Raw genomic sequence first — 20,908 nt, forward strand, 5'->3', positions numbered from 1 at the left:
GCGCGCGGCACCGGGCGCTTCCGGCCTTCCAGAAGGGGGCCGCAGGCTCCTCGCCTTCACACCTTGAACCCGCTCGCGCCCCTCCAGGACGTTCAGGTTCTCACAGCAGGCGCGCGCCTGCGCCTCGACCACGCAGCTCGCCTCCAGGTGCCAGCAGTCCTCGCGATCCCCCGGCTTGTCGCAAACACGAACGCGCTGCCGTTCACGGGTCGTTAGCCATAGCCGCCCAGCTTGCCGCCTCCTCTCCGGAGCCGGCCCATGATCCTCCACGCCCTCGCCCTCACGCTGAAGCGACAGGCCCGCACCGCGACGCCGCGGCCCATGAACTCGCGGATGGTCTCGCACACGTCGGCGTAGTAACGGCCGAGGCGGTCCACCCACCGGACCACCAGGGTGTCGCCACGGCGCGGCTTGTCGAATTGTCGAACAGCCGGCGCCCACCGGGTCTGTCAGCAAGGCGGGTGCTGACACCTGACACGCCCTCGTCAGTCACGACGTCGTTGATGTGGAAGCCTGCCGCGGCAGCCTGCTTCTCCTGATGCGCGGTGGTCTGCTCGTTGGTGCTGACCCGGGTGTAGAGGATCGTCTGCGACATGGCCGGATTCCATCCTTAAGGATGGAACCCGTATAGACAGATGTCCGTAGACGGAAAGCAACCTGTACGGACACGATTTTTTACCCCTCTCCCGAGCGTCCGCAGGGGTATACTACTCATACGGACAGCGCAGCCCCTCCGTACGGCGCTCTGATACTTGGCTAGATCTTAACAGTGGAGGCGGCGCGCCCGCAACACACTGCTGCTGCTGGCCTTCATATCGAGGCGTCGCGAGCCAGAAATCAGGATTGGTGGTATGAGCGCTCATGCATGATTGCTCAAAGGAGCTAGGTTATGCTGATTCAACTGGCAGTTGGCACATTCGGTAGCATGTGCAACATAGTCTGCCATTCTATTATGATGACTGCCCTCATTAAAGTTGCTCGCAACCGTGCCCATTCGACCTATTACGGCGCCTTTGCATTATCTTGTATCATGGTTCCTAGTATGTTTGTGCTCATAATTGCACATGTATTGGAAGTATTGATCTGGGCCATTATCTATAATGTATTTGGAGTCATTGCAAATGATTCCGAAGTAGTTTATTTTGCGTTCGTAAACTATACCACACTTGGGTATGGTGACGTCACGCCACTTCAGCGGTGGCGCCTTCTCGGTCCGATTGCTGCCATGAATGGTATCCTTCTTTTCGGTTGGTCCACGGCTGTTATCTTCGAAATCCTTCGGCGCGCCCTGATCCGCATGGATGAACTTGCGCTGTAGGACATGTGCTCTCATACCGGCGCGGCTTTGATCTGATCCGTTCATACAAACCATGGTGCGCGGAGATGCGGGTGAGGAGCAGAGCGCGTCAGCATAGTTCGACATTCCGGTTGTCCGGTGGGGTATACCTGGTGGATTCAAGTGGTCGTCGCAACGGCTTGGCGGAGGGCGGTTGTGATGGCAGGTCGGCGGCGTTCGGATCGGGCACTTCGCGAGAAGCTGCGGTCACCGGGTCGTCCCGGGGTCGGTCTGCGCGAGACGCGGCGGGGGTTCTGGGCGTTCCTCGCGCAGGGTCTCTCCAGCGAGGTCGCAGCGATGAAGCTCGGGATCTCGCCACCGGTCGGCTCGCGGTGGTTCCGGACAGCAGGCGGAATGGCACCTTCCCACCTGTCACCATCATCCAAGTCGCCTTCTGCGCGCTACCTGTCGTTGGCTGAGCGGGAGGAGATCGCGATCCTACAAGCGCAAGGTCACGGGGTCCGGGACGTCGCTCGGCGTCTGGGACGGGCGGCGTCGACCATCTCGCGGGAATTGCGCCGCAATGCGGCGACCCGCAGTGGCGGCCTGGACTATCGCGCCACGACCGCGCAGTGGCACGCTGAACGCGCGGCACGCCGGCCCAAGCCAGCAAAACTGGCGGGGAACGCAGCGCTGCGGACGTACGTGCAGGAGCGGCTCGCCGGAACTGTCGCGACACCGGGCGGGAGCGCTCTGCCTGGCCCTAGCGTTGCCTGGAAGGGACGGCGGCACGGGCGACGCCAGAGCCGGCGATGGGGTCGATCCTGGAGTCCGCAGCAGATCGCCGAGCGCCTACGGCTCGACTTTCCGGGCGATACGACGATGCGCATCAGTCACGAGGCGATCTATCAGGCGCTCTACATCCAGGGCCGGGGCGCGCTGAAGCGTGAGCTGACCGCGTGTCTTCGCACAGGACGGGCTTTGCGTGTGCCGCGGGCCCGCAGCCTGGGCCGAGGCAGGTCGTTCGTCACCCCCGAGGTGCTCATCAGCGAGCGTCCGCCCGAGGTGGAGGACCGCGCGGTGCCGGGGCACTGGGAAGGAGATCTGATCCTGGGTCTGAAGAGTTCGGCGATCGGGACCCTGGTCGAGCGCACGACGCGCTTTACGATGCTGCTGCATCTTCCGCCGATGGACGGCCATGGGGTGACACCGCGTGCGAAGAACGGCCCGGCGCTGGCGGGGCACGGGGCCCAGGCGGTGCGCGAGGCGATCGCCGGCACGATCGCGCGCTTGCCCGAGCAGCTGCGGCGCTCGTTGACCTGGGACCAGGGTACCGAGATGGCCGAGCACGCGCGCTTGCGGATCGACGCGGGTCTGCAGGTCTACTTCTGCGATCCACGCTCACCCTGGCAGCGGGGGACGAACGAGAATACGAACGGGTTACTGCGACAGTACTTCCCGAAAGGAACGGATCTGAGCGCCCACAGCGCGAACGATCTTGCTGCTGTGGCCGCAGCCCTCAACAGCAGACCGCGCAAGACGCTGAACTGGAAGACGCCGGCAGAGGCGCTCGACGCTGTGCTGGCTGCCGTGCAAGATGGTGTTGCGACGACCGCTTGAACCCAAGCCTCACCGGACAATCAAAACACCGAACGGGGCACCAGTTCGCCCGACTCCAACCTCGTTGATCCTCACCAGAGTTGCCGCGTTGCCGAGTGAGGTGCCGGCCGGAGTAGTGCTGTGATCCGACCTGTCGTTCTCGCCATTGCCGCGCTCGTGGTGGCTTCCCTCCCTGTCGCGGGTCAGCCGGCACAGCGCCTCGGAACAGAGAAGGCCGAGATCATCGTCGAGACCGTCGCGGGCGGTCTCGAGCATCCCTGGGGCCTCGCCTTCCTGCCGGATGGACGCATGCTGGTCACCGAAAAGCCGGGGCGCCTGCGTATCGTCTCGGCTGACGGCAAAGTCTCACCCCCGATTGCCGGGACGCCCCAGCCGCACGTCCAGTTCCTGGATGTGGCACTCGATCCCGACTTCTCTGAGAACCAGCTTGTTTACCTCAGCTATGTCGAGTCGCGTGGGGGCGGCTTGGCCACGGTGGCTGGACGTGGGCGGCTCAGCACGACCGGTACGACTTTGGAGGGCTTCGAACTCATCTTTCGGCAGCAACCGACCTCGCCGATCGAGGATCACTTTGGATCACGCTTCGCGTTCACGCCAGACGGCAAGCTCTTCATCTCGACGGGGGACCGTGACGAGCCTGACTCGGCTCAGGATCTCTCGACCGACATGGGCAAGCTCATCCGCGTTAATCCGGACGGCACCGTGCCGGCCGACAACCCATTCGTGCATCGTGCAGGAGTTCGGCCAGAGATCTGGTCTTATGGTCACCGGAACATCGAGGGCCTCGCCATCCAGCCAGGGACCGGGGTCCTCTGGGCGGGGGAGTTCGGACCGACGGGCGGTGACGAGATCAACGTTCCCAAGCCGGGCTGCAACTACGGTTGGCCCCTGGTGAGCTGGGGTGATCACAAGGACGGGCGCGCAATTCCGCGGCCGCCGACACGGCCTGACCTAACGGACGCCATTTATCACTGGACACCATCGGTCTCGTTCTCTGGTATGACGTTCTACACGGGGTCTGCGTTTCCGGCCTGGTATGGAAACCTGCTCCTGGCCGGACTGGCTTCACAGGCCTTGATCCGTCTGACGCTCGCCGGGGCACGTGTCACCGGGGAGGAGCGCATCGCGATGGACGCGCGCATCCGGCACGTTGCCCAAGGACGAGATGGCCTTCTCTACCTTCTGACCGACGAGGACCAGGGGCGGATCCTACGTTTCAAGCCGGGCGGTTGAGCTCAGTTCCGACTGGTGGGTCTCCTCTAGGGAATGAAATTTGAAGTATCTAAGCTAGCCGCTCACCAGTGGAGACGCAGGGGCTGGCCCATGCCGCAGCGGCAATATCCCCGCTGGCATTCAGTCACTCACAATCCAGCCGCCGTCAATATGCACCGACGAGCGTGGTGAACGGCCGGCACGGACCCCGCGCAGACCCGAGTTGACGTGTCTCGATAGGGTATTCCCTCGTTCAACGGCTAAGCTATGGTGGGTCGCCGCGCAGGATGGTGCTGCGATTTGATGATCCGACCGGTGATCGGGGAGACAACCTGCCGAACTCGACCGCCCCACTGATCAACTTGTTTGAGCGTAGCGGCTCCGCTCGAGCGGGGTACGCGATGCCGCACATCCTGTGGCTTAAAACAGTGATTGCGCTCCTCGCCCTGCTGTCTTGGTCAGGAGTTGCTGTTGCGCAGGACGCATCGATCACATTGGCCGACGATCCCTTCGAGATCACCGATCCGCGCGCGAATGCACCGGGCGAGGCAAACCTCTCCATCATCGGATCGTACGAGCGCGCGGCTCAAGGACGGGTGCGAAGCACGTTCGGAGCCGAGAGCGAATACAGCATCGGTATCGTCCCGGATCTGGATTTCCGAGTGGGGCAGACAGGTGCCTACGGCAATCTCGACATCCGCCGCAGGCTTGGCACCGTGTCGACGGACCCGCAGAGCGCAGAAGGTACTAGCGAGCGTGCGGCGCTTGGCGGAACGACACGGTTTGGCGCCCTCTACCAGTTGAGCAAGGAGAGCGGCGCTCTGCCCACCATCGGCTTGGTTGGCCGTGTGCGGGCCCTGTATGGACCAGGGCGCGTGGCATACGACGCTGAGGCTGTTGTGTTGTTCGGCAAGACCCTCGCGCCAGGTGAACTGCCGCTCGGTATCAGCCTCAATCTAGGCTGGGCCGGCCGCCTCAACCCACAGCAAGGGGAACGGCCAAACCGCTACTTGGTGAACGCCTCTGTCGGACAAGCGGTTACGCGCGACACGGCTCTGGTGGCGACCTACGCACGCGAACAGCAGGACCGCGGCGACGCGGATTTCAGTTTGGTGCAGGTCGGCGTCCGCCATCGTTTGCGCGAACAGCGGGCGATCTTAGGCATAGCTGCTGGATTTGGCCTGAACCGGGATACGCCGCAGTTCCAGCTTGCGGTAGCCGTGCAATGGGAACTAGGAGGCTTGTAAGGTGTGACTGGCTAATGCTCCGATGAATTTTGCCCGTGTGGATGCCTCAATTTTACAAAGAGCGATCTCCAAGCGGGAACTCCCCGATTAGGAATGCGGGTGCGAGCCGGGCGGGGCTGCGTTGGCAAGCTTGGTCGGTTGCCCCTCGGTCTCCTCGATCTCGGGACCGTCTTCCTGCGGGATGGAAGAGCTATGCGGGAGAATGGGTGACGCGCTCGGCGTGAGGGCGGCGTATCGAGGCGGGTGTCGAGCCTGCCAGGACCTCTCATCGAGAGCGATACGCCATGGACAGCCCTACCAATATCGTCCGCCTTCGTCAGCCTGAGGAAATCGACGATCCCCTGACGGAGGTGCTGCGCGCCGGCGCCCGCCGCCTGCTCGCCCAAGCCGTCGAGTTGGAGGCTGAGGCCTTCCTCACTGCCATGCAGGATCTGCGGCTACCGGACGGACGCGCTCGCCTAGGTGTGCAGTCCCGGAGTGTGATGGTGCATCATCGGCGCTGACGCGTTTGGTGGAGGATGCACTATGGCAGGAGTTCTTCACGGCAGCGCCCGAACGACGCCGCGTGTTCGAGCCGAGCTCCAAGCGTCGAAAGAAAGTAGCCGCGCCCTTGCCGCCCAGTACGGCTTGAACCCGAAGACGGTCGCCAAATGGCGCAGGCGGGCGGTGACGACCGATGCGCCGATGGGGCCGAAGAAGCCCAGGAGCACGGTCATGACGCCGGCCGAGGAGGCGATCGTGGTCGAGTTCCGGCGGCGGACGCTGCTGCCGCTCGATGATGTCCTGGGCTGCCTGCGCGAGACTATCCCCAGCCTGAGCCGCTCTGCCCTGCATCGATGCCTGCAACGGCATGGCATCTCCCGCCTCCCGGCAGCCGAGACGGCGCTGACACGCAAACGCTTCAAGACCTACGACATCGGCTACGTGCATATCGACAGCTGCGAGCTGCGCCATGCCGACGGCAAGCTGATCATGTTCCTGGCCATCGACCGCGTCTCGAAGTTCACCTACGTCGAGTTCCACGACAGCGCGGGTAAGATGGAAGGATCAGCCTTCCTGAGGAAGGCCGTGGCAGTCTTTCCCTACAAGATACACACGGTCCTGACCGACAATGGCATGGCTTTCGCCGACCTGCCGAAGAACAGGACTGGGCCGAGTCGGCGCTTTCTCGGTCCACATATCTTCGATCGCGTCTGTCTCGAGCACGGCATCGAGCATCGATTGACCAAGCCCTACCATCCTTGGACGAACGGTCAAGCCGAGCGCATGAACCGGACCATCAAGGATGCGACCGTCAGAGTCTTCCACTATGAAGATCTGGAGAGCTTGAAGGCACACGTCCTGGCCTTCGTCACAGCCTACAACTTCGCCAAGCATCTCAAGTCGTTGCGCTGGAAGACCCCGTTCCAGAGCATCTGTCATGCCTGGACCAAAGACCCAGACCGCTTCAAAATCGACCCGCACCACCTCATACCGGGACCATACACCTAGGCGTTCCAGCGCATGCCGGTGCCGCGCACCTCATCGACAGCGGCAATGACCCAGGCGCTGTTGATCAAGATGCTCTGGTAGAGATCGAGGACGGGTACGAGCGGCAGCAGGGCGATATCGTCATCCTGTTCGAGGATGTAGACCATCGCTGTCATGACGTTCATCAGCAAGACCGAGCCGATCCAGGCCAATATGAAGTTCATTGACTGGCCCGAGGCCATCGAGACGGCGATGGAGATCCAGAAGAAGAAATTCAGGATCGGCACGAGGAAGATATCCGCTGGGTAGAGCACCGTCATGACGGTGTTGAGGAGTGATGATTTATTACCGCGGTTGGTGAGCTTGCTCAGCGTGCGCACGTAAACAATGTATACCTGCCATGTGCCACGGATCCAGCGGTAGCGCTGGCTCATCAGAGTCGCCACATCGTCTGGGCACTTGGTGTAGGCGTAAGCGCGCGGCTCGTAGACGATGCGCCCGCCCAGCGCCAGCGCCGACAGGGAGAGTTGGAAATCCTCCGCGAAGGTTTCGCCGGAAAGCGGCCCATTGACCGCGCCCGGGCCCGAATGGGTCACCGCCGCGGCGGCGGAGAGCTTGCGCGGAATTTTGGTGATCTCCTCCAGAATAGCGCGCTTGTAGAGCCCGATCGGGCCTGGCACGACCGTCACAACGCCCATCAGGCTGAGCGCCATGCGCATGCCGCCGTTGCCGAGAAGGTACTCGGCGGCCTGGAGCTTCGTCAGGAAGTTGTTGCGGTTGCGGATGGTGACCTGCCCGGCGCAGCCGACGACGCCCTTCTCGGACATCCGGGGCACCATGACGCGCAGCGCGTCCTTGGCGAGGCCGGAATCCGCGTCGACGCAGAGCAGCAGGTCGCCCTTGGCCTTCTTGTAGGCGAAGTTCAGGCTCGACCACTTGCCGCCGTTGGGCTTCGTGTAGACCCGCAGCGTGCAGTTGCCGTACTGACCCGCAAGCGGGAACGCCTTGATGAAGGTGTCATCCGTCGAGCCGTCATCCACGAAGATGATCTCGTAATTCGGGTAGTCGAGAGTCATCAACGAGGTGGGCGCGCCGATCACGGTCTCGGACTCGTTGAAGGCCGGGACCAGAATTGACACGAAGGGGGCCGGGTTCGGCAGTTCGGCGGGCGGCTTCCGGCGGACCCGGTCGTGCTCGTAGAAGGCCATGGCCTGGATCACCAGCCAGCGCGCGATGATGCTCGCCCCGATGACGATCAGGAAGATGCCCCAGGCCGTCGTGAACGGCCCCTTCGAGGTCAGCCCCGAGGCCGGGTCGAACAGGGTCTGCTGGATCGTCCAGGGCAGCGTCACGCCGAGGACAAGCCCGTAGGCGAGGGTGATGATCGCCAGAAAGTTGACGATCCAGCGCGGGTAGGAGCGGACTTTCGCGCGAAATTCGCCCGTGGGTACGATTTCTCCCGCGGGCACAGGTGCGGTCATTGCGGTCATGTCAGGCGTACTGAATGGTGAGGGGAGCATTACGCACCTTGTTGATCAGTCCCATCAAAGCCGGGTCGTCTCGGTGGCGGCTGAGCGCGCGCTCGAACTCCTCGTCGAAGACGATCTCCTCGCGCAGGGCATCGACCACAGGCTCGCCCATGCGCTCGACCAGATGGACCACGCCGCGGGCGAGGTCGGGGTCCTCGTCGAGGGTGCCGTCGCGAAGCTGCTTGTGTAGGTCTCGGGCCATCTCGCGCAGTTGGGTTTCGTGGGCGGGGGCGTGGTGAGCCACCGCAGGCACATCGGCCGGGGCGCGACGCAGGCCACACGTGACCGCGCCGATGCAGCCGAGCGTCATCAGCGCGAGGCTGCACTGAAAGGCAAAGCTCGCCGTCAGGTCGGGCCGCCACAGTAGCTTGACCTGCACGGGATTTCCGGCGCTGGCTAGCAGGGTGATGGCTTCGAGCGGCAGCTTCGCGTCGAAGTGTGCGATGACCCTGTTTTTCTCGTAAGGAGCTTCCTCGTAGGAGCGGTAGGAGCCTTCAAAGAACCGGTTCAAGATTGGCTGCTCCAGGGCCAACTGGACCTTCTTCTCCCGCTTCAGCGCATCAAGGTCCCCGGTTGGCACCCAGACGCGGGCGACGAAGCCGCTGCCCTTCGAGACCGCCAGGACCGGCGTGCTCTCGGGCGCGAAGCCAGGCGCGGGATGACGGTAGACTATCTCGCCGGAGAACGGCGCCTTGACCTGGGTTGCCGAGAGCAGGGCGACCCGCTCGGCCTTCAGACCTTCGAGTTCGTGCACAGCCGCTTCGCGCTCGCGCGCCGTGGCGTCGGCGGCGCGGGCGCGGTCCTCCGTCACGGCCTTCTCGATCTTGGCCAGTTCCCAGTTCAGGCCATCCATGGTCTGCTGGGTCAGGCTCATGTCGCCGTCGAGCTTGCTAATCTGTATCGCTAGCGACTTCAGCGTGCGGCCGTAGCTCTGGTCGAGTGCGGACCGGTATTTCTCCAGCGAGGCGAGGTTCGCCTGCGCGCGGTTGCGCGAGAGCGTGTAGTTCAGCAAGGTCGCAGTGCGATCCTCCACCGCCACGAGCGTGCCCGTGCCGGTGCGGTGCAAGTTCTCGGCGCGACTGGCTGCGCTCGTCGCGATCTCGATCTGCGAGGCCGCGGTGGCGAGCGCCTGCTTCTCGGCCGCCCCCTGAAGGTCGGACTGGCTGATCTTCTCGGCATACTGCGTCTGAGCGTCGAGCTGCGCCCGCTCGGCCTCGCGGCGCGACTTCTGGATGTCGAGCAGCATCTGCTTGGCCTGATCGATCTGCTGGCGAAGCTGCGCTTGGCGTTGCAGCAGCATGGAATCGACCGGCAGCGCACGCAGATTGAAGTAGGCGATCTTCGCTTCCGACTGCTTGATGTGGCTGTCGATCACCGCCAACTGTCCATCGATTGCAGGCGGCAGGAACTCGATCAGTCGCTCGCCCTGCTCGATCCGACCCTCCGGCGCCAGCTTATCGGTAGTGACGTTGCGCTTGGCATGAACGACAAAGAGATCCTGGCCACCGACAATGCCGGTGCGGCTAGAAAACTCATTGTACGCCCAATTCCCAGCGGCGCCGAAGATACCCAACACCAATGCCAAGAAACTCAGGCGCGCGGAGCGATTTGGCTTTGCGCGATTACGACGAAACCATACGGCGAGGCTGAACGAAGCGCAGAACACGCCGAATCCGATGAGCCCGCTGATCACTGCAATTCGCAGTACATCGCTAGCTTCGATACCGGTCATTTGCTTGCCTTTCTGTGATATACAGAAGATACTCGCACCAGATGTTCTATCTGTATGGGTTCCAATGACAGTATGGGTCGTTGATATCAAGAATTGGCCGAGACCATGGTCTGCATACACAAATCTGCCACAGCGTGAGCGACCGGCACTCGCGTTGGAAGTTCAGCCTGGACGGCCGACGCGGTGATGGTGCCGAGCAGTCGCGTCCCATCGTGGTATCCTTCTCTGCGCCAACCGTTCATCAATTCCTAACCCTGGATAGGTGGCGTTTTCCTCAAATCAAAGTCAGTTTTGCGGGTAATATTAACAGCTGATACAAGCCCTCGCTGAGCGGGACTCAGACTGGGTAGCGGCGGGCGACGGCTCGTGCTTCTGTCCTCTGGCTTTTCGCCAGAGGAGACGAAGCCTAACCGGCTATCTGTCCGTCCCGCTCTCTCGTGCCCGTGGCTCAACGGTTAGAGCCGGCCGCTCATAACGGTCTCGTTGCAGGGTCACGTCTTGCCGGGCCACCATCCACGAGAGCGCGGCAGTGGAGCACAATTGTGAGGCGGGCGGTCCAGTCCTTGCGCCGGCCGGGATACGGATTGCGGGCGGGCGTGCCGGAACGGGACGCTCCGGTCAGATTGGGGCGGACAGCATGTGCGGCATCGTGGGAATCGTCGGGCGGAGTGCCGTAGCGGGACAGGTGGTCGACGCCCTGCGGCGTCTCGAATATCGCGGCTACGACTCGGCCGGCATCGCCACCCTGGAGCACGGTTGCCTGGAGCGCCGCCGCGCCGAGGGCAAGCTGTCGAACCTCCAGCTCAAGCTGGTCCAGAGCCCGCTCTCGGGCGCCATCGGCATCGGCCACACTCGCTGGGCCACCCACGGCCGGCCGAACGAGACCAACGCCCACCCGCACGCCACGCCCCGCCTCGCCGTCGTCCACAACGGCATCATCGAGAATTTCCGCGAACTGAAGGCCGCGCTCCAGGCCCAGGGCTGCGTCTTCGAGACCGAGACCGACACCGAGGTCGTCGCCCAGCTCGTCAGCCGCGGCGTGGACCAGGGCTTGAGCCCCCGCGAGGCGGTCGCTGCGGCCCTGCCGCGCCTGCGCGGCGCCTTCGCGCTCGCCTTCCTGTTCGCGGGCGAGGAGGACTTCCTGATCGGCGCCCGCCACGGCGCGCCGCTCGCCATCGGCTTCGGGGAAGGCGAGACCTACCTCGGCTCGGACGCGCTGGCGCTCGCCCCCTTCACCGACGAGATCACGTATCTCGACGAGGGCGACTGGGCCATCCTGACCCGGGAGGGCGCCGAGATCCGCGACCAGACCGGCGCGATCGTCGCGCGACCCCGCCAGCGGATCGCCACCCAGTCCTTCCTGGTCGACAAGGGCAATCACCGCCACTTCATGGCCAAGGAGATCCACGAGCAGCCGGAGGTGGTGGGGCGCACGCTCGCCCACTACGTCGATCTGGCGAACGGGCGCGTCGCCCTCCCCGAGGCGCTGCCCTTCGACTTCGCCTCGCTCACCCGCCTGTCGATCACCGCCTGCGGCACCGCCTACTATGCCGGGCTGGTGGCCAAGTACTGGTTCGAGAGCTTGGCGCGGCTGCCGGTCGAGATCGACGTCGCCTCCGAGACCCGCTACCGCGAGCCGCCGCTGGAGACGGGCGGGCTGACCCTCGTCATCTCGCAGTCCGGCGAGACCGCCGACACGCTGGCCTCGCTGCGCTACGCCAAGGCCCAGGGCCAGCACACGCTGGCAGTGGTGAACGTCCCGACCTCGACCATCGCGCGCGAGGCCTCGGCGGTCGCTCCGACGCTGGCCGGACCGGAGATCGGGGTGGCCTCGACCAAGGCCTTCTCCTGCCAGCTCACCGTGCTCCTGTGCCTCGCCATCGCGGCGGGGCGCGCGCGCGGGACGCTGGACGCAGCCCAGGAGCGCCGGCTCGTCGACGCGCTGATCACGGTGCCGGGCCTGATGGCCGAAGCGGTCAAGCAGGAGGGCGCGATCGAGGGGCTGGCGCGCGAGATCGCCAAGGCGCGCGACGTGCTCTACCTCGGGCGGGGCACCGCCTACCCGATGGCGCTGGAGGGGGCGCTCAAGCTCAAGGAGATCTCCTACATTCACGCGGAGGGCTACGCGGCGGGCGAACTGAAGCACGGCCCGATTGCGCTGATCGACGACGCGGTGCCGGTGATCGTGATCGCGCCGCACGACCCGATCTTCGAGAAGACGGTGTCGAACATGCAGGAGGTGGCGGCGCGCGGGGGCCGGATCGTGCTGATCGGCGACGCGCGCGGCGCGGAGGCCGCGGGGCTCGACACGCTGGCGACGCTGATGATGCCGGATCTCGACCCGGTGGTGGCGCCGATCGTCTACGCGGTGCCGCTGCAGCTGCTGGCCTATCACGCCGCCGTCGTGCTGGGGAAGGACGTCGACCAGCCCCGCAACCTCGCCAAGTCCGTCACCGTGGAGTGACCCGTCACGGTCGAATGGCCCTGGACGCGGCAGTTCCGGCGGGCTTGTCGCAAACGCGGATGGGCCGCCGTTCACCGGTCGTTAGCCATAGCTGCCCAGCTTGCCGCCTCCCTCCGGAGCCGGCCCATGATCCTCAGGGCCCTCGCCCTCACGCTGAAGCGCCAGGCCCGTGGCGACTTCCGGGGCCGGCACTTCGAAGCCGCCCTCATCGTCCAGGCCGTCTCCTGGTACCGCGCTACGCGCTGAGCTACCGCGATATCGAGGAGATGTTCCTGGAGCGGGGCATGGAGGTGGATCACTCCACCATCAACCGCTGGGTGCTGGCCTGCGCGCCCGCCATCGAGCGCCGCCTGCGCCGGTTCCGCCAACCGCACTGCGGCTCCGTGCGCGTCGACGAGACCTACGTCCGGGTGCGCGGCCAGTGGCGCTACCTATACCGCGCCGTCGGCAAGCACGGGCAGGCGGTCGACTTCCTGCTGACCGCCAACCGCGACCTGGAGGCCGCCAAGCGGTTCTTCCGTAAGATGCTCTCGGCCGAGCCGCTGCTCGCTCCTGACCGGATCGGTACGGATGGTGCTGGCCCGTACCCGCCGGCGATCACCGAGAGCCGCAAGGAGGGTCTGCTGCCGCGCACACCCATTCATCACGTCAGCAAGCACCTGCAGCAAGGGATCGAGAGTGACCACTTCCGGGTGAAGCGGCCGATGCCGCGGGTGGGCGGGTTCCGGTCGTTCGCGACGGCGCGGCGCTCGATCCAGGGGCTCGAGGCCATGCTGTGGCTGCGCAAGGGCTTCGGGTTCTCAGGGGCGTGGACGGTGCGGGAGCAGAACCAGCTGCTCGCGTCCTGCTTCGGCCTCGCCGTCACGAACAAAGCGTGAAAGCGGGTACGGAGAGCCCGCTCTGCGGCCTGCTCCCGAGTTTGCGACACGCCCTCGCGGCTTGGTTCACCCTCGGCGAGATCGCGGTCCTGGCCGTGGTGGCGGCCGAGGCCCGCCGTCGCGGGGATGCCGCCTGGCCGTGGGCCACATCGCGGCCCTCGCGGGCGTGTGCGAGACCCTGGTGAGGAACGCCCTGCTGCGCGAGGCCGCCCATCTCGGCCTGGTGACGGTCGAGGAGCGGGCGATCACCGGCTGGCGGAATGACACGAACGTGGTGCGCCTCGTCTCGGAGGAGTGGCGCTCCTGGCTGCGCCTCGCGAGGGGCCGGCAGGCGCCCGCCCCAACGCTCCGGTGGCCCCTCAACCAGGAAGCCCGTAGGCCTGCCACCTCATCCGCACGGAGAGGGTACAGATCTGTGCAGGGCACGCCTACTGATCGGGATAGATCTGTGAATCCAGAGCAACGGAACCCGGGTCGGGCTGCCGGAAGGCAGGGTCGCAGGGCCACCGTCGCCACCTAGAGCATTTTCCGACGAAGTGGATGCCGGTTCGTCGCAGAAAATCCGGCAAGATCAAAGATCGAGAGCGGCACCCGGTTGCAACGTGATCGGGTGCTGCTCTAGAGGTGCGGCAGCGCCACCGCGGAAGCGGGGCGCGGCAAGGCCGAAAGCTCATGCGTGGGCGTCGTGTGACGTGCTGCCCGTGTTCGCTCAGCCGAACGATGAACAGAACGGTCGAACCATAGGACCAGGAAGGCGGTCCCCGCGGGTACTTCGGCACCCGCGACGGGTTTCGGCGTCCGCGGGCGGGCTCCGCGAGCGGCGGAATCAATTTCGCCAGGGGCTCCGCCTAACCGCCTTGAACCGCTCCCGGTCCTCAAGACGTTCCACTCCTCCGTGAGCGCCTGGTCGCAGGAGGAGTCGAAGGGTAGCCCGCCACGGCGGAGCCGTGGCGGACTGAGAGTTTGCACCGAACCGGGATCGGCAGCCTGCAACGAAATCGGCTGCAAACACGGGCTCAGAAGTGGAAGCCGAACAAGTCAGTATTCACCGTGAAAGATGGAATGTCGACCGACTGGTGGTGAAACGTAGCATCTGTGAAATCGACAGAAAGATCACCCGTGATGGCGTTGTAGGTGTAGCTGCCATCCGCATGTGCGGGTCCGAGCTTTGCGTCAAAGCTGCCCGCGTATCCGGTAGCCGTGTCGTTGAAATCTCCGGTCGCGTGCAAGGGACCAGCCTTGAACACGAATGTGTCGCCTGAGCCGTATGACAGCTTGACTGGGCCATCCTTGAAGACGACGTCCTTGGCCATAGTGTCCTCCCAGTATGGATTCCTGGCTTCTGGTTTGCCAGAGTTGTGAGCTAATCACCGCCACTGCGGGATTACATCATGCATTTGACGTATGAGGTGTTTGGCAGGTGATTACTGAGACTGCTTGCAGACCAGGTAATCACCGAGCAGGTACGGCGCTGCGCATGGGCCGGTTCACCTTGTCTGTGATGAGGGAGAGCGGCGCGGGAAGCGATCGGGCGCCGATGGTCTTGATGAGGCTGGCGAAGGTGTCGGCCCCGTGAGCCGGGAGTGCCGACGACCGTGCGCACGTCCGCCTCGCCCGCGGCCGCCCACATCGCCTGGTAGCCGTTCGTCACCGTCCGCCGCACCATCGTCGGGCGCAGGGCTCGCTCGCAGCCGTTGTTGGCGACCTCCACGCGGCCGCGATGTTCAGCATCGCCAGCTGTGAAGCTAATTGTCAAGCATAAGAGGAGTCTGACATCAACGGAGATCCAAATCCGCATACCCTGTTTGAGGTATGAGGGAGGATCGCGCGCCTGTTACCAGTGAAGTTTTACTCAAACACTGAAAGGCGTTCACCGTGCCACTCGGCCAACCTTTGCTGGAGGCGCTGGACTGCATGGGATATGGCGGTCTCCTTCTGGGCAAGACTGGGCAGGTATTGCGGATCAACCGGACGGCCGAGCACCTGCTCGCGGGACAAGCCGACCCCGAGCAGGGCGAGGATCGGTTGGCTCTGTGTCGCGCTGCCCTCGACAAAGTTCTGCGCGCCCAGACCGAGGCGGCTCTGAACTCGCGCCAGGCGGACTGGATCGCCGTCCCGCAGGACGGGAGCGATGCTGGCCGTCCCTTGATCGTGCGCACCGTCTTCATCAACCAGCCCGCCCCGGGCGGGCCGCACAAGGTCGTCATTCTCGTCAACCTGGATGCGAACCCCCATCCCTCGCCCGAGGTGCTGAAGAGGATCTTCAGCCTGACCTCCTCCGAGGCTCGCTTGGCCATCGAGATCGCGGCCGGCAGGAGCCCGGAGGAGATCGCGGACGCCGCCCACGTGGCGGTCGGGACGGTCCGCAAGCAACTCGCGACCGTGTTCGCGAAGACGAACACGCATCGGCAGGCGGAACTCGTGGCCCTGCTGACCCGCCTGGCTATTCTGCCGTGAGGCCGTCCGAGCCGGGGGGCCGCAGAGGAGGACGGGGCAGCGCCATCCAGTACATGGGGGTCTGGAGCAGATCGCCGCTGGGCTGCTGCCACGGCTGCGTCTCGCCGTAGCAGACCCCGACCTGCATCAGATCCCAGGCCGTGTGGAACACCAGCAAGGGCCGGCCATCCCGCGGGGCCGTGCTGATGGGCTGCCACTCGCAGCAAGACGACATCGCTTGCTCCAGTTCGAGTGCGCGGTCCTCACCCTGAGGACTTCGACGGAGTTTCCAGCCTCCGCTGCGCTTGGCAACCCCCAAATGATATACGCGCCGCATTTCGTCGGAGCTTGAGGGCCACGGTGAGATGACAGCGTCCAGAGAGCAGCCTGGGCCGCAAAGCGGGACCGGTCCGTCCGGAGGCTGGCTTAGGCAAGATCACCTAAGTCGCGCGAATTCTCGGCCGCATACATCATATGGGGAATGAATCGGCTTTCGCCTGTGTGCTACGCCCGATCTGCTGATTATTCCTGCTCCACAACCTGGAGCAGGCGGACAGCAGCAAGAAGTGGCCAGTCACCAGCTCGGTGACGGAGAATGCCGCTCGGGGCATCAACGCGACCGCTTGAGCGGAAATACACAGGGAACGACATCCTCTCGAGGCTCTGCTTTGAGAGCACGGATCCCTGCGGCCTGAAGAAGTCGAGGGAGGACCAGCGTGCGTTCGCCAGCTCCTCAACCCAAGTCGGACACCAGCCTCATCGCGGCCGTCGGTTCCGGACGCGCGGCGCTGATCGCCCTGGCCCTGTTCAGTGCCCTGGTGAACATCCTCTACCTGACCGGCTCCTTCTACATGCTGCAGGTCTACGACCGGGTCATCCCGAGCCGCAGCGTCCCCACCCTGATCGCCCTCTCGGTGCTCGCGGCCAGCCTCTACGCCGGGCAGGCCGCCCTCGACTTCTTCCGCAGCCGCGTCCTCTCCCGCCTCGCCCGCTCCCTCGACGAGCGCCTCGGCCCGCGCGTCTTCGCTCTGGTCGCGCGCCTGCCGCTCTCGCCCGGAGGCGGCAGCCTCGGCCTGCAGCCCGTGCGCGACCTCGACCAGGTCCGCGGCTTCCTAGCCGGAGGCGGGCCGATCGGCTTCTTCGATCTGCCCTGGACGCCGTTCTACCTCGCCATCTGCTTCCTGTTCCACCCGCTGATCGGCGTGGCGGCGACGATTGGCGCCCTCGTCCTGGTGCTGTTCACCGCCTGCACCGAGGCCCTCACGCGCAGGCCCGTCAAGGAGGCCGCCCAGCACGGCTCCGCCCGCATCAGCCTCGCGGAGACCTGCCGCCGCAACGCCGAGGTCATCGCCGCCATGGGCATGAGCCCGCGCCTGGGCGCGCGCTGGGACGAGGTCAACGGAAAGCACCTCGACAGCCACGAGCGCGCCGGCGACGTGGCGGGCGGGCTCGGAGGCGTGTCCAAGGTCGCCCGCATGATGCTGCAGTCCGGCGTGCTCGGGCTGGGCGCCTACCTGGTCATCCACGGCGAGGCGAGTTCGGGCATCATCATCGCCGGCTCGATCCTCTCGGCCCGGGCGCTCGCGCCGCTGGAGCAGGTGATCGCGCACTGGAAGAGCTTCGCGGGTGCCCGCCAGAGCTGGGGACGGTTGCGCGCGCTGCTGGCCGCCCATCCCGAGCCGACCGCCCGGCTCGCCCTGCGGCGGCCAGCGGCCAGCCTCTCGGTCGAGGGCGTCGGGCTGGTCCCGCCCGGGGCTCAGGCGCTCGTCGTCGCCGGTGTCTCGTTCGAGCTCAAGGCCGGCAGCGGGCTCGGCATCATCGGCCCGAGCGCGTCGGGCAAGTCGTCGCTGGCCCGCGGCTTGGTCGGCGTCTGGCCGCCGGTGCGCGGCAGCGTGCGGCTGGACGGGGCCACCCTCGACCAGTGGGCGCCCGAGGTGCTGGGCCGCCACATCGGCTACCTGCCGCAGGATGTCGAGCTGTTCGACGGCAGCATCGGCCAGAACATCGCCCGTTACGAGCCCGATCCCGATCCGGAGGCGATCATCCGGGCGGCCGAGCAGGCCGGGGTGCACGAGCTGATCGTGCGGTTGCCGCAGGGCTACGAGACCCGCATCGGCGAGGGCGGCATGGCGCTCTCGGGCGGGCAGCGCCAGCGCCTCGGCCTGGCCCGCGCGCTCTACGGCGAGCCGTTCCTGGTGGTGCTCGACGAGCCGAACTCCAACCTCGACGGCGAGGGCGAGCAGGCGCTCACCCGGGCGATCGCCGGGGTGCGCGAGCGCGGCGGCATCGTGGTCGTCATCGCGCACCGGCCCAGCGCCCTCGCGGCGGTGGACCAGGTGCTGGTCATGGCCCAGGGCCAGGCCCAGGCCTTCGGGCCCAAGGAGCAGATCATGCGCCCCGCCAAGCCCGCCGGCGCACCGGTGTTCATCCCAGCCGCCGCAGCAGGAGCCGTCTGATGCTGCCCGCCCATCCCCGCACCCGCCGCTCCCTTCGCCGGGCTATGGTCGGCGGCAGCGCGGTCACCGCCCTGCTCGCCCTCGGCCTCGGTGGCTGGGCGACCACTACCGAGCTCGCCGGCGCGGTGATCGCGCCCGGGGCGCTGGTGGTCGAGACCAACGTCAAGAAGGTGCAGCACCCGACCGGCGGCGTGGTCGGCGAGCTGCGGGTGCGCGATGGCGCCGAGGTGCGCGCGGGCGAGGTGCTGGTGCGCCTGGACGAGACGGTCACGCGCGCCAACCTGGCCGTGGTCACCAAGAGCCAGGACGAGCTCACGGCGCGGCAGGCCCGGCTCAAGGCCGAGCAGGACGGCCGCGATCAGGTCCACTTTTCGGCCGAGCTGCTCCAGCGCGGGGCCGAACCGGCGATCGCCGACCTCCTGGGCGAGGAGGAGCGCCTGTTCGCGATCCGGCGCACGGCGCGCGAGGGCCAGAAGGCGCAGCTGCGGGAGCGCATCGGCCAGCTCCGGGAGCAGATCCAGGGCATGACCGACCAGGTCACGGCCAAGCAGCGCGAGATCAGCCTGATCGGCGAGGAGCTGAGGGGCGTGCGCGAGCTCTTCGCCAAGAACCTGATCCAGATTACCCGGGTGACGGCGCTGGAGCGGGACGCGGCGCGGCTGGAGGGCGAGCGCGGGGCGCTGGTGTCCTCGATCGCGCAGACCAAGGGCAAGGTCACTGAGACCGAGCTGCAGGTCCTGCAGGTGGACCAGGACCTGCGCACGGAGGTGGGCAAGGAGCTGGCCGAGATTCGCGGCAAGCTGGCCGAGCTGGTCGAGAAGCGGGTCGCGGCCGAGGACCAGTTGAGACGGGTGGAGATCCGGGCCCCGCAGGACGGGGTGGTGCACCAGCTCGCGGTGCACACGGTGGGCGGGGTGGTCAGCCCGAGCGAGCCGCTGATGCTGATCGTGCCACGCTCCGACGCGCTGACGGTCGAGGCGAAGATCCAGCCGCAGGACATCGACCAAGTCCGGCTTGGTCACCGGGCGGTGCTGCGCTTCTCGGCCTTCAACCAGCGCACCACCCCGGAGCTGTCGGGTGAGGTGAGCGTGGTCTCGGCGGATATCAGCCAGGACCAGAAGACGGGAGCGAGCTTCTACACGGTGCGGATCCGGCCGGCCGCCGGCGAGCTGGATCGGCTGCAGGGTCTGAAGCTGGTGGCTGGCATGCCGGTGGAGAGCTTCATCCAAACCGGTGAGAGGGCGGTCATGTCCTACCTCACCAAACCGCTTCAGGATCACCTCGCGAGGGCGTGGCGGGAAAAGTGAAGCAGAAATGCTGGACCTGACACATGCTTCAGAGCCCGGTAGGGAGTTGAAAGTGCATAGACCTAAGCACAAGCTTCCGAAGACAAACCAATCTGCAGACTCGAACGTCCGACCGGCGTGTTCCGCCGACCTTGACGTCATTATACAACTAATGATGCAGTTTCACGAGGAAAGTGTATACAAGCGTCTGCACTTAGATGTTGATCGATTAGCAGGTTTCCTGAAAATGGCGATAACTCGTCCTGATCATTGTGTTAACGTATACGGACAGAATGCAATAAACGGGGTTTTTGCGGGGGCATTGACTACCCCATTTTTTTCAAAAGATCTTGTGGCGAAAGATATATTTTTCTTTGTTAATAGAGAGCACCGTGGTTCTCGCGCTGCTTACTCGCTCTGGAAGGCGTTTGAATTATGGTCAGCGCAACGAGGCGCTACTGCAATCTGGTGTGGTGTTGCCACCGGCATCTCGCTTGAGCGTACTGACAAGTTTTTCACCTCGTTGGGCTGCGAGAATATTGGAAAAAACTACTGGTTGAAAGTACCGCCGCCCGGGTAGGAGGACTGCGGTCTCTGCGCAAGAAACTGGAAACGAGGGAGATGCGAAATGTGTGGCGGTTACTACGGTCCGAGTAATGAGATTGATTACACACTCAGCGGTGGTAACAACAACGCATACGCGTATTACAACAGCACGTACAATCTTATGGGCGGATTGAACTACCAATGGTGGAGTCCATCACCAACGGCCTCGTCGCTTACCGTTCATCTCAGCTCAGGGAATAGCTCTGACCACCTGTTGCTTGGAAGCAGCTACTACTCATCCTGGAGTAGTGGAAATAGCTTTACCCTATCCGTCTCAGGAGGGCAGATCTTATACAATGGTACTAGTGTTGTAGGAACCTTTGTAACTCCAGCAGCTGGACAAGATCTGTCAATCAACATCAACTCTGCTTATAACTCAAATTACGAGGTTATGGCAGCGTTGATGCAGGATGTGCAGTATTACAATTCATCAACCAACCGATCTGCGTATGACGAGACTGTCAGTTTTCAGTTTTCTGGATCTGGGTTCTGGTCAACTCCGACTATTAATCTGCATGTTCAAGGGTACGTAACTGCTCCATCCGTATCTCTTGCTAACGATACAGGCTCTAGTCACAGCGACAGAGTTACCTCTGACCCCACGCTAGTCACTAGCGGGCTGTTTAGTGGGAACGCGCTTGAGTTTTGGAATGGAAATAGCTGGAGTAGCACCTCATTTGTCGCCCAGGAAGGCGC

General features: G+C 64.6%; 14 protein-coding genes, 1 tRNA gene and 4 pseudogenes. 13 read left to right on the top strand and 6 right to left on the bottom strand.

Annotation, left to right across the window (positions count from 1 at the left end; all coding sequences use genetic code 11):
• Positions 1-299: 299 nt before the first annotated feature.
• Positions 300-595 (bottom strand): annotated as a pseudogene (locus M446_RS16055) (recombinase family protein); the annotation flags it as partial.
• A gap of 294 nt (positions 596-889) precedes the next feature.
• On the opposite strand from M446_RS16055, the gene M446_RS35480 reads away from it, so the two are divergent.
• From M446_RS35480 to M446_RS16080, 6 genes and pseudogenes are all read left to right on the top strand, one after another.
• Entirely contained in the window at positions 890-1,318 is a 429-nt protein-coding gene (locus M446_RS35480; RefSeq protein ID WP_012333162.1) for a potassium channel family protein, read from the top strand.
• A gap of 177 nt (positions 1,319-1,495) precedes the next feature.
• A complete protein-coding gene (locus M446_RS16060; RefSeq protein WP_012330561.1) occupies positions 1,496-2,896 on the top strand; it encodes an IS30-like element ISMtsp4 family transposase in 1,401 nt (466 codons plus the stop codon).
• A 120-nt stretch (positions 2,897-3,016) separates the two neighbouring features.
• On the top strand, positions 3,017-4,129 hold the full coding sequence (locus tag M446_RS16065) for a PQQ-dependent sugar dehydrogenase (RefSeq protein ID WP_012333163.1): 1,113 nt from the start codon (positions 3,017-3,019) through the stop codon (positions 4,127-4,129).
• Between the two features lie 266 nt (positions 4,130-4,395).
• The gene (locus tag M446_RS16070; protein ID WP_265576629.1) at positions 4,396-5,355 is read left to right on the top strand and encodes a hypothetical protein; all 960 of its coding nucleotides are present in this window, start codon (positions 4,396-4,398) and stop codon (positions 5,353-5,355) included.
• A 284-nt stretch (positions 5,356-5,639) separates the two neighbouring features.
• A pseudogene (locus M446_RS16075) lies at positions 5,640-5,816 on the top strand (IS256 family transposase); the annotation flags it as partial.
• A gap of 64 nt (positions 5,817-5,880) precedes the next feature.
• Positions 5,881-6,846 (top strand): IS481-like element ISMtsp16 family transposase, encoded by a 966-nt coding sequence (locus M446_RS16080; protein WP_012333165.1) that lies wholly within the window; start codon positions 5,881-5,883, stop codon positions 6,844-6,846.
• Here M446_RS16080 and M446_RS16085 read toward each other — a convergent pair.
• Both M446_RS16085 and M446_RS16090 read right to left on the bottom strand, forming a co-directional pair.
• On the bottom strand, positions 6,843-8,315 hold the full coding sequence (locus M446_RS16085; protein WP_168169161.1) for a glycosyltransferase family 2 protein: 1,473 nt from the start codon (positions 8,313-8,315) through the stop codon (positions 6,843-6,845). The genes M446_RS16080 and M446_RS16085 overlap by 4 nt on opposite strands.
• 1 nt (position 8,316) lies before the next feature.
• Positions 8,317-10,086, bottom strand: coding sequence for an HlyD family efflux transporter periplasmic adaptor subunit (locus M446_RS16090; protein WP_012333167.1), 1,770 nt, complete (start codon positions 10,084-10,086; stop codon positions 8,317-8,319).
• Positions 10,087-10,523: 437 nt separating this feature from the next.
• Here M446_RS16090 and M446_RS16095 point away from each other — a divergent pair.
• The 3 genes and pseudogenes from M446_RS16095 to M446_RS16105 all read left to right on the top strand — a co-directional run bounded on the left by M446_RS16095 (position 10,524) and on the right by M446_RS16105 (position 13,428).
• Positions 10,524-10,598: transfer RNA gene (locus M446_RS16095), tRNA-Ile, on the top strand.
• Between the two features lie 125 nt (positions 10,599-10,723).
• Complete coding sequence (glmS, locus tag M446_RS16100) at positions 10,724-12,550, top strand: glutamine--fructose-6-phosphate transaminase (isomerizing) (protein ID WP_012333168.1); 1,827 nt, start codon at positions 10,724-10,726, stop codon at positions 12,548-12,550.
• A gap of 126 nt (positions 12,551-12,676) precedes the next feature.
• Positions 12,677-13,428 (top strand): annotated as a pseudogene (locus M446_RS16105) (IS6 family transposase).
• A 1,016-nt stretch (positions 13,429-14,444) separates the two neighbouring features.
• On the opposite strand, the gene M446_RS16110 reads toward M446_RS16105, so the two are convergent.
• Together M446_RS16110 and M446_RS38975 are read right to left on the bottom strand one after the other, a co-directional pair.
• Positions 14,445-14,741: a hypothetical protein gene (locus M446_RS16110; RefSeq protein ID WP_012333169.1), complete on the bottom strand. Its 297-nt coding sequence runs from the start codon at positions 14,739-14,741 to the stop codon at positions 14,445-14,447.
• A gap of 217 nt (positions 14,742-14,958) precedes the next feature.
• Positions 14,959-15,154: pseudogene (locus tag M446_RS38975) on the bottom strand (IS66 family transposase); the annotation flags it as partial.
• A gap of 149 nt (positions 15,155-15,303) precedes the next feature.
• Here M446_RS38975 and M446_RS16115 point away from each other — a divergent pair.
• Complete coding sequence (locus M446_RS16115) at positions 15,304-15,885, top strand: helix-turn-helix transcriptional regulator (RefSeq protein ID WP_043701307.1); 582 nt, start codon at positions 15,304-15,306, stop codon at positions 15,883-15,885.
• Here M446_RS16115 and M446_RS16120 read toward each other — a convergent pair.
• Positions 15,872-16,099, bottom strand: coding sequence for a hypothetical protein (locus M446_RS16120; protein ID WP_012333170.1), 228 nt, complete (start codon positions 16,097-16,099; stop codon positions 15,872-15,874). The two genes, M446_RS16115 and M446_RS16120, sit on opposite strands and share 14 nt — an antisense overlap.
• A 481-nt stretch (positions 16,100-16,580) precedes the next feature.
• Here M446_RS16120 and M446_RS16125 point away from each other — a divergent pair, with 481 nt between their 5' ends.
• The 3 genes from M446_RS16125 to M446_RS37295 all read left to right on the top strand — a co-directional run bounded on the left by M446_RS16125 (position 16,581) and on the right by M446_RS37295 (position 20,186).
• The gene (locus tag M446_RS16125; RefSeq protein ID WP_012333171.1) at positions 16,581-18,320 is read left to right on the top strand and encodes a type I secretion system permease/ATPase; all 1,740 of its coding nucleotides are present in this window, start codon (positions 16,581-16,583) and stop codon (positions 18,318-18,320) included.
• Positions 18,320-19,627: an HlyD family type I secretion periplasmic adaptor subunit gene (locus M446_RS16130; RefSeq protein WP_012333172.1), complete on the top strand. Its 1,308-nt coding sequence runs from the start codon at positions 18,320-18,322 to the stop codon at positions 19,625-19,627. The genes M446_RS16125 and M446_RS16130 overlap by 1 nt, the downstream gene beginning before the upstream one ends.
• A 151-nt stretch (positions 19,628-19,778) precedes the next feature.
• Positions 19,779-20,186 carry a GNAT family N-acetyltransferase gene (locus tag M446_RS37295; protein WP_150108678.1) on the top strand — a complete coding sequence of 136 codons (408 nt, stop codon included), beginning with the start codon at positions 19,779-19,781 and terminating at the stop codon, positions 20,184-20,186.
• Positions 20,187-20,908: the final 722 nt, after the last annotated feature.

Origin of the sequence: Methylobacterium sp. 4-46, assembly GCF_000019365.1 — a bacterium.
Classification (GTDB): Bacteria; Pseudomonadota; Alphaproteobacteria; order Rhizobiales; family Beijerinckiaceae; genus Methylobacterium.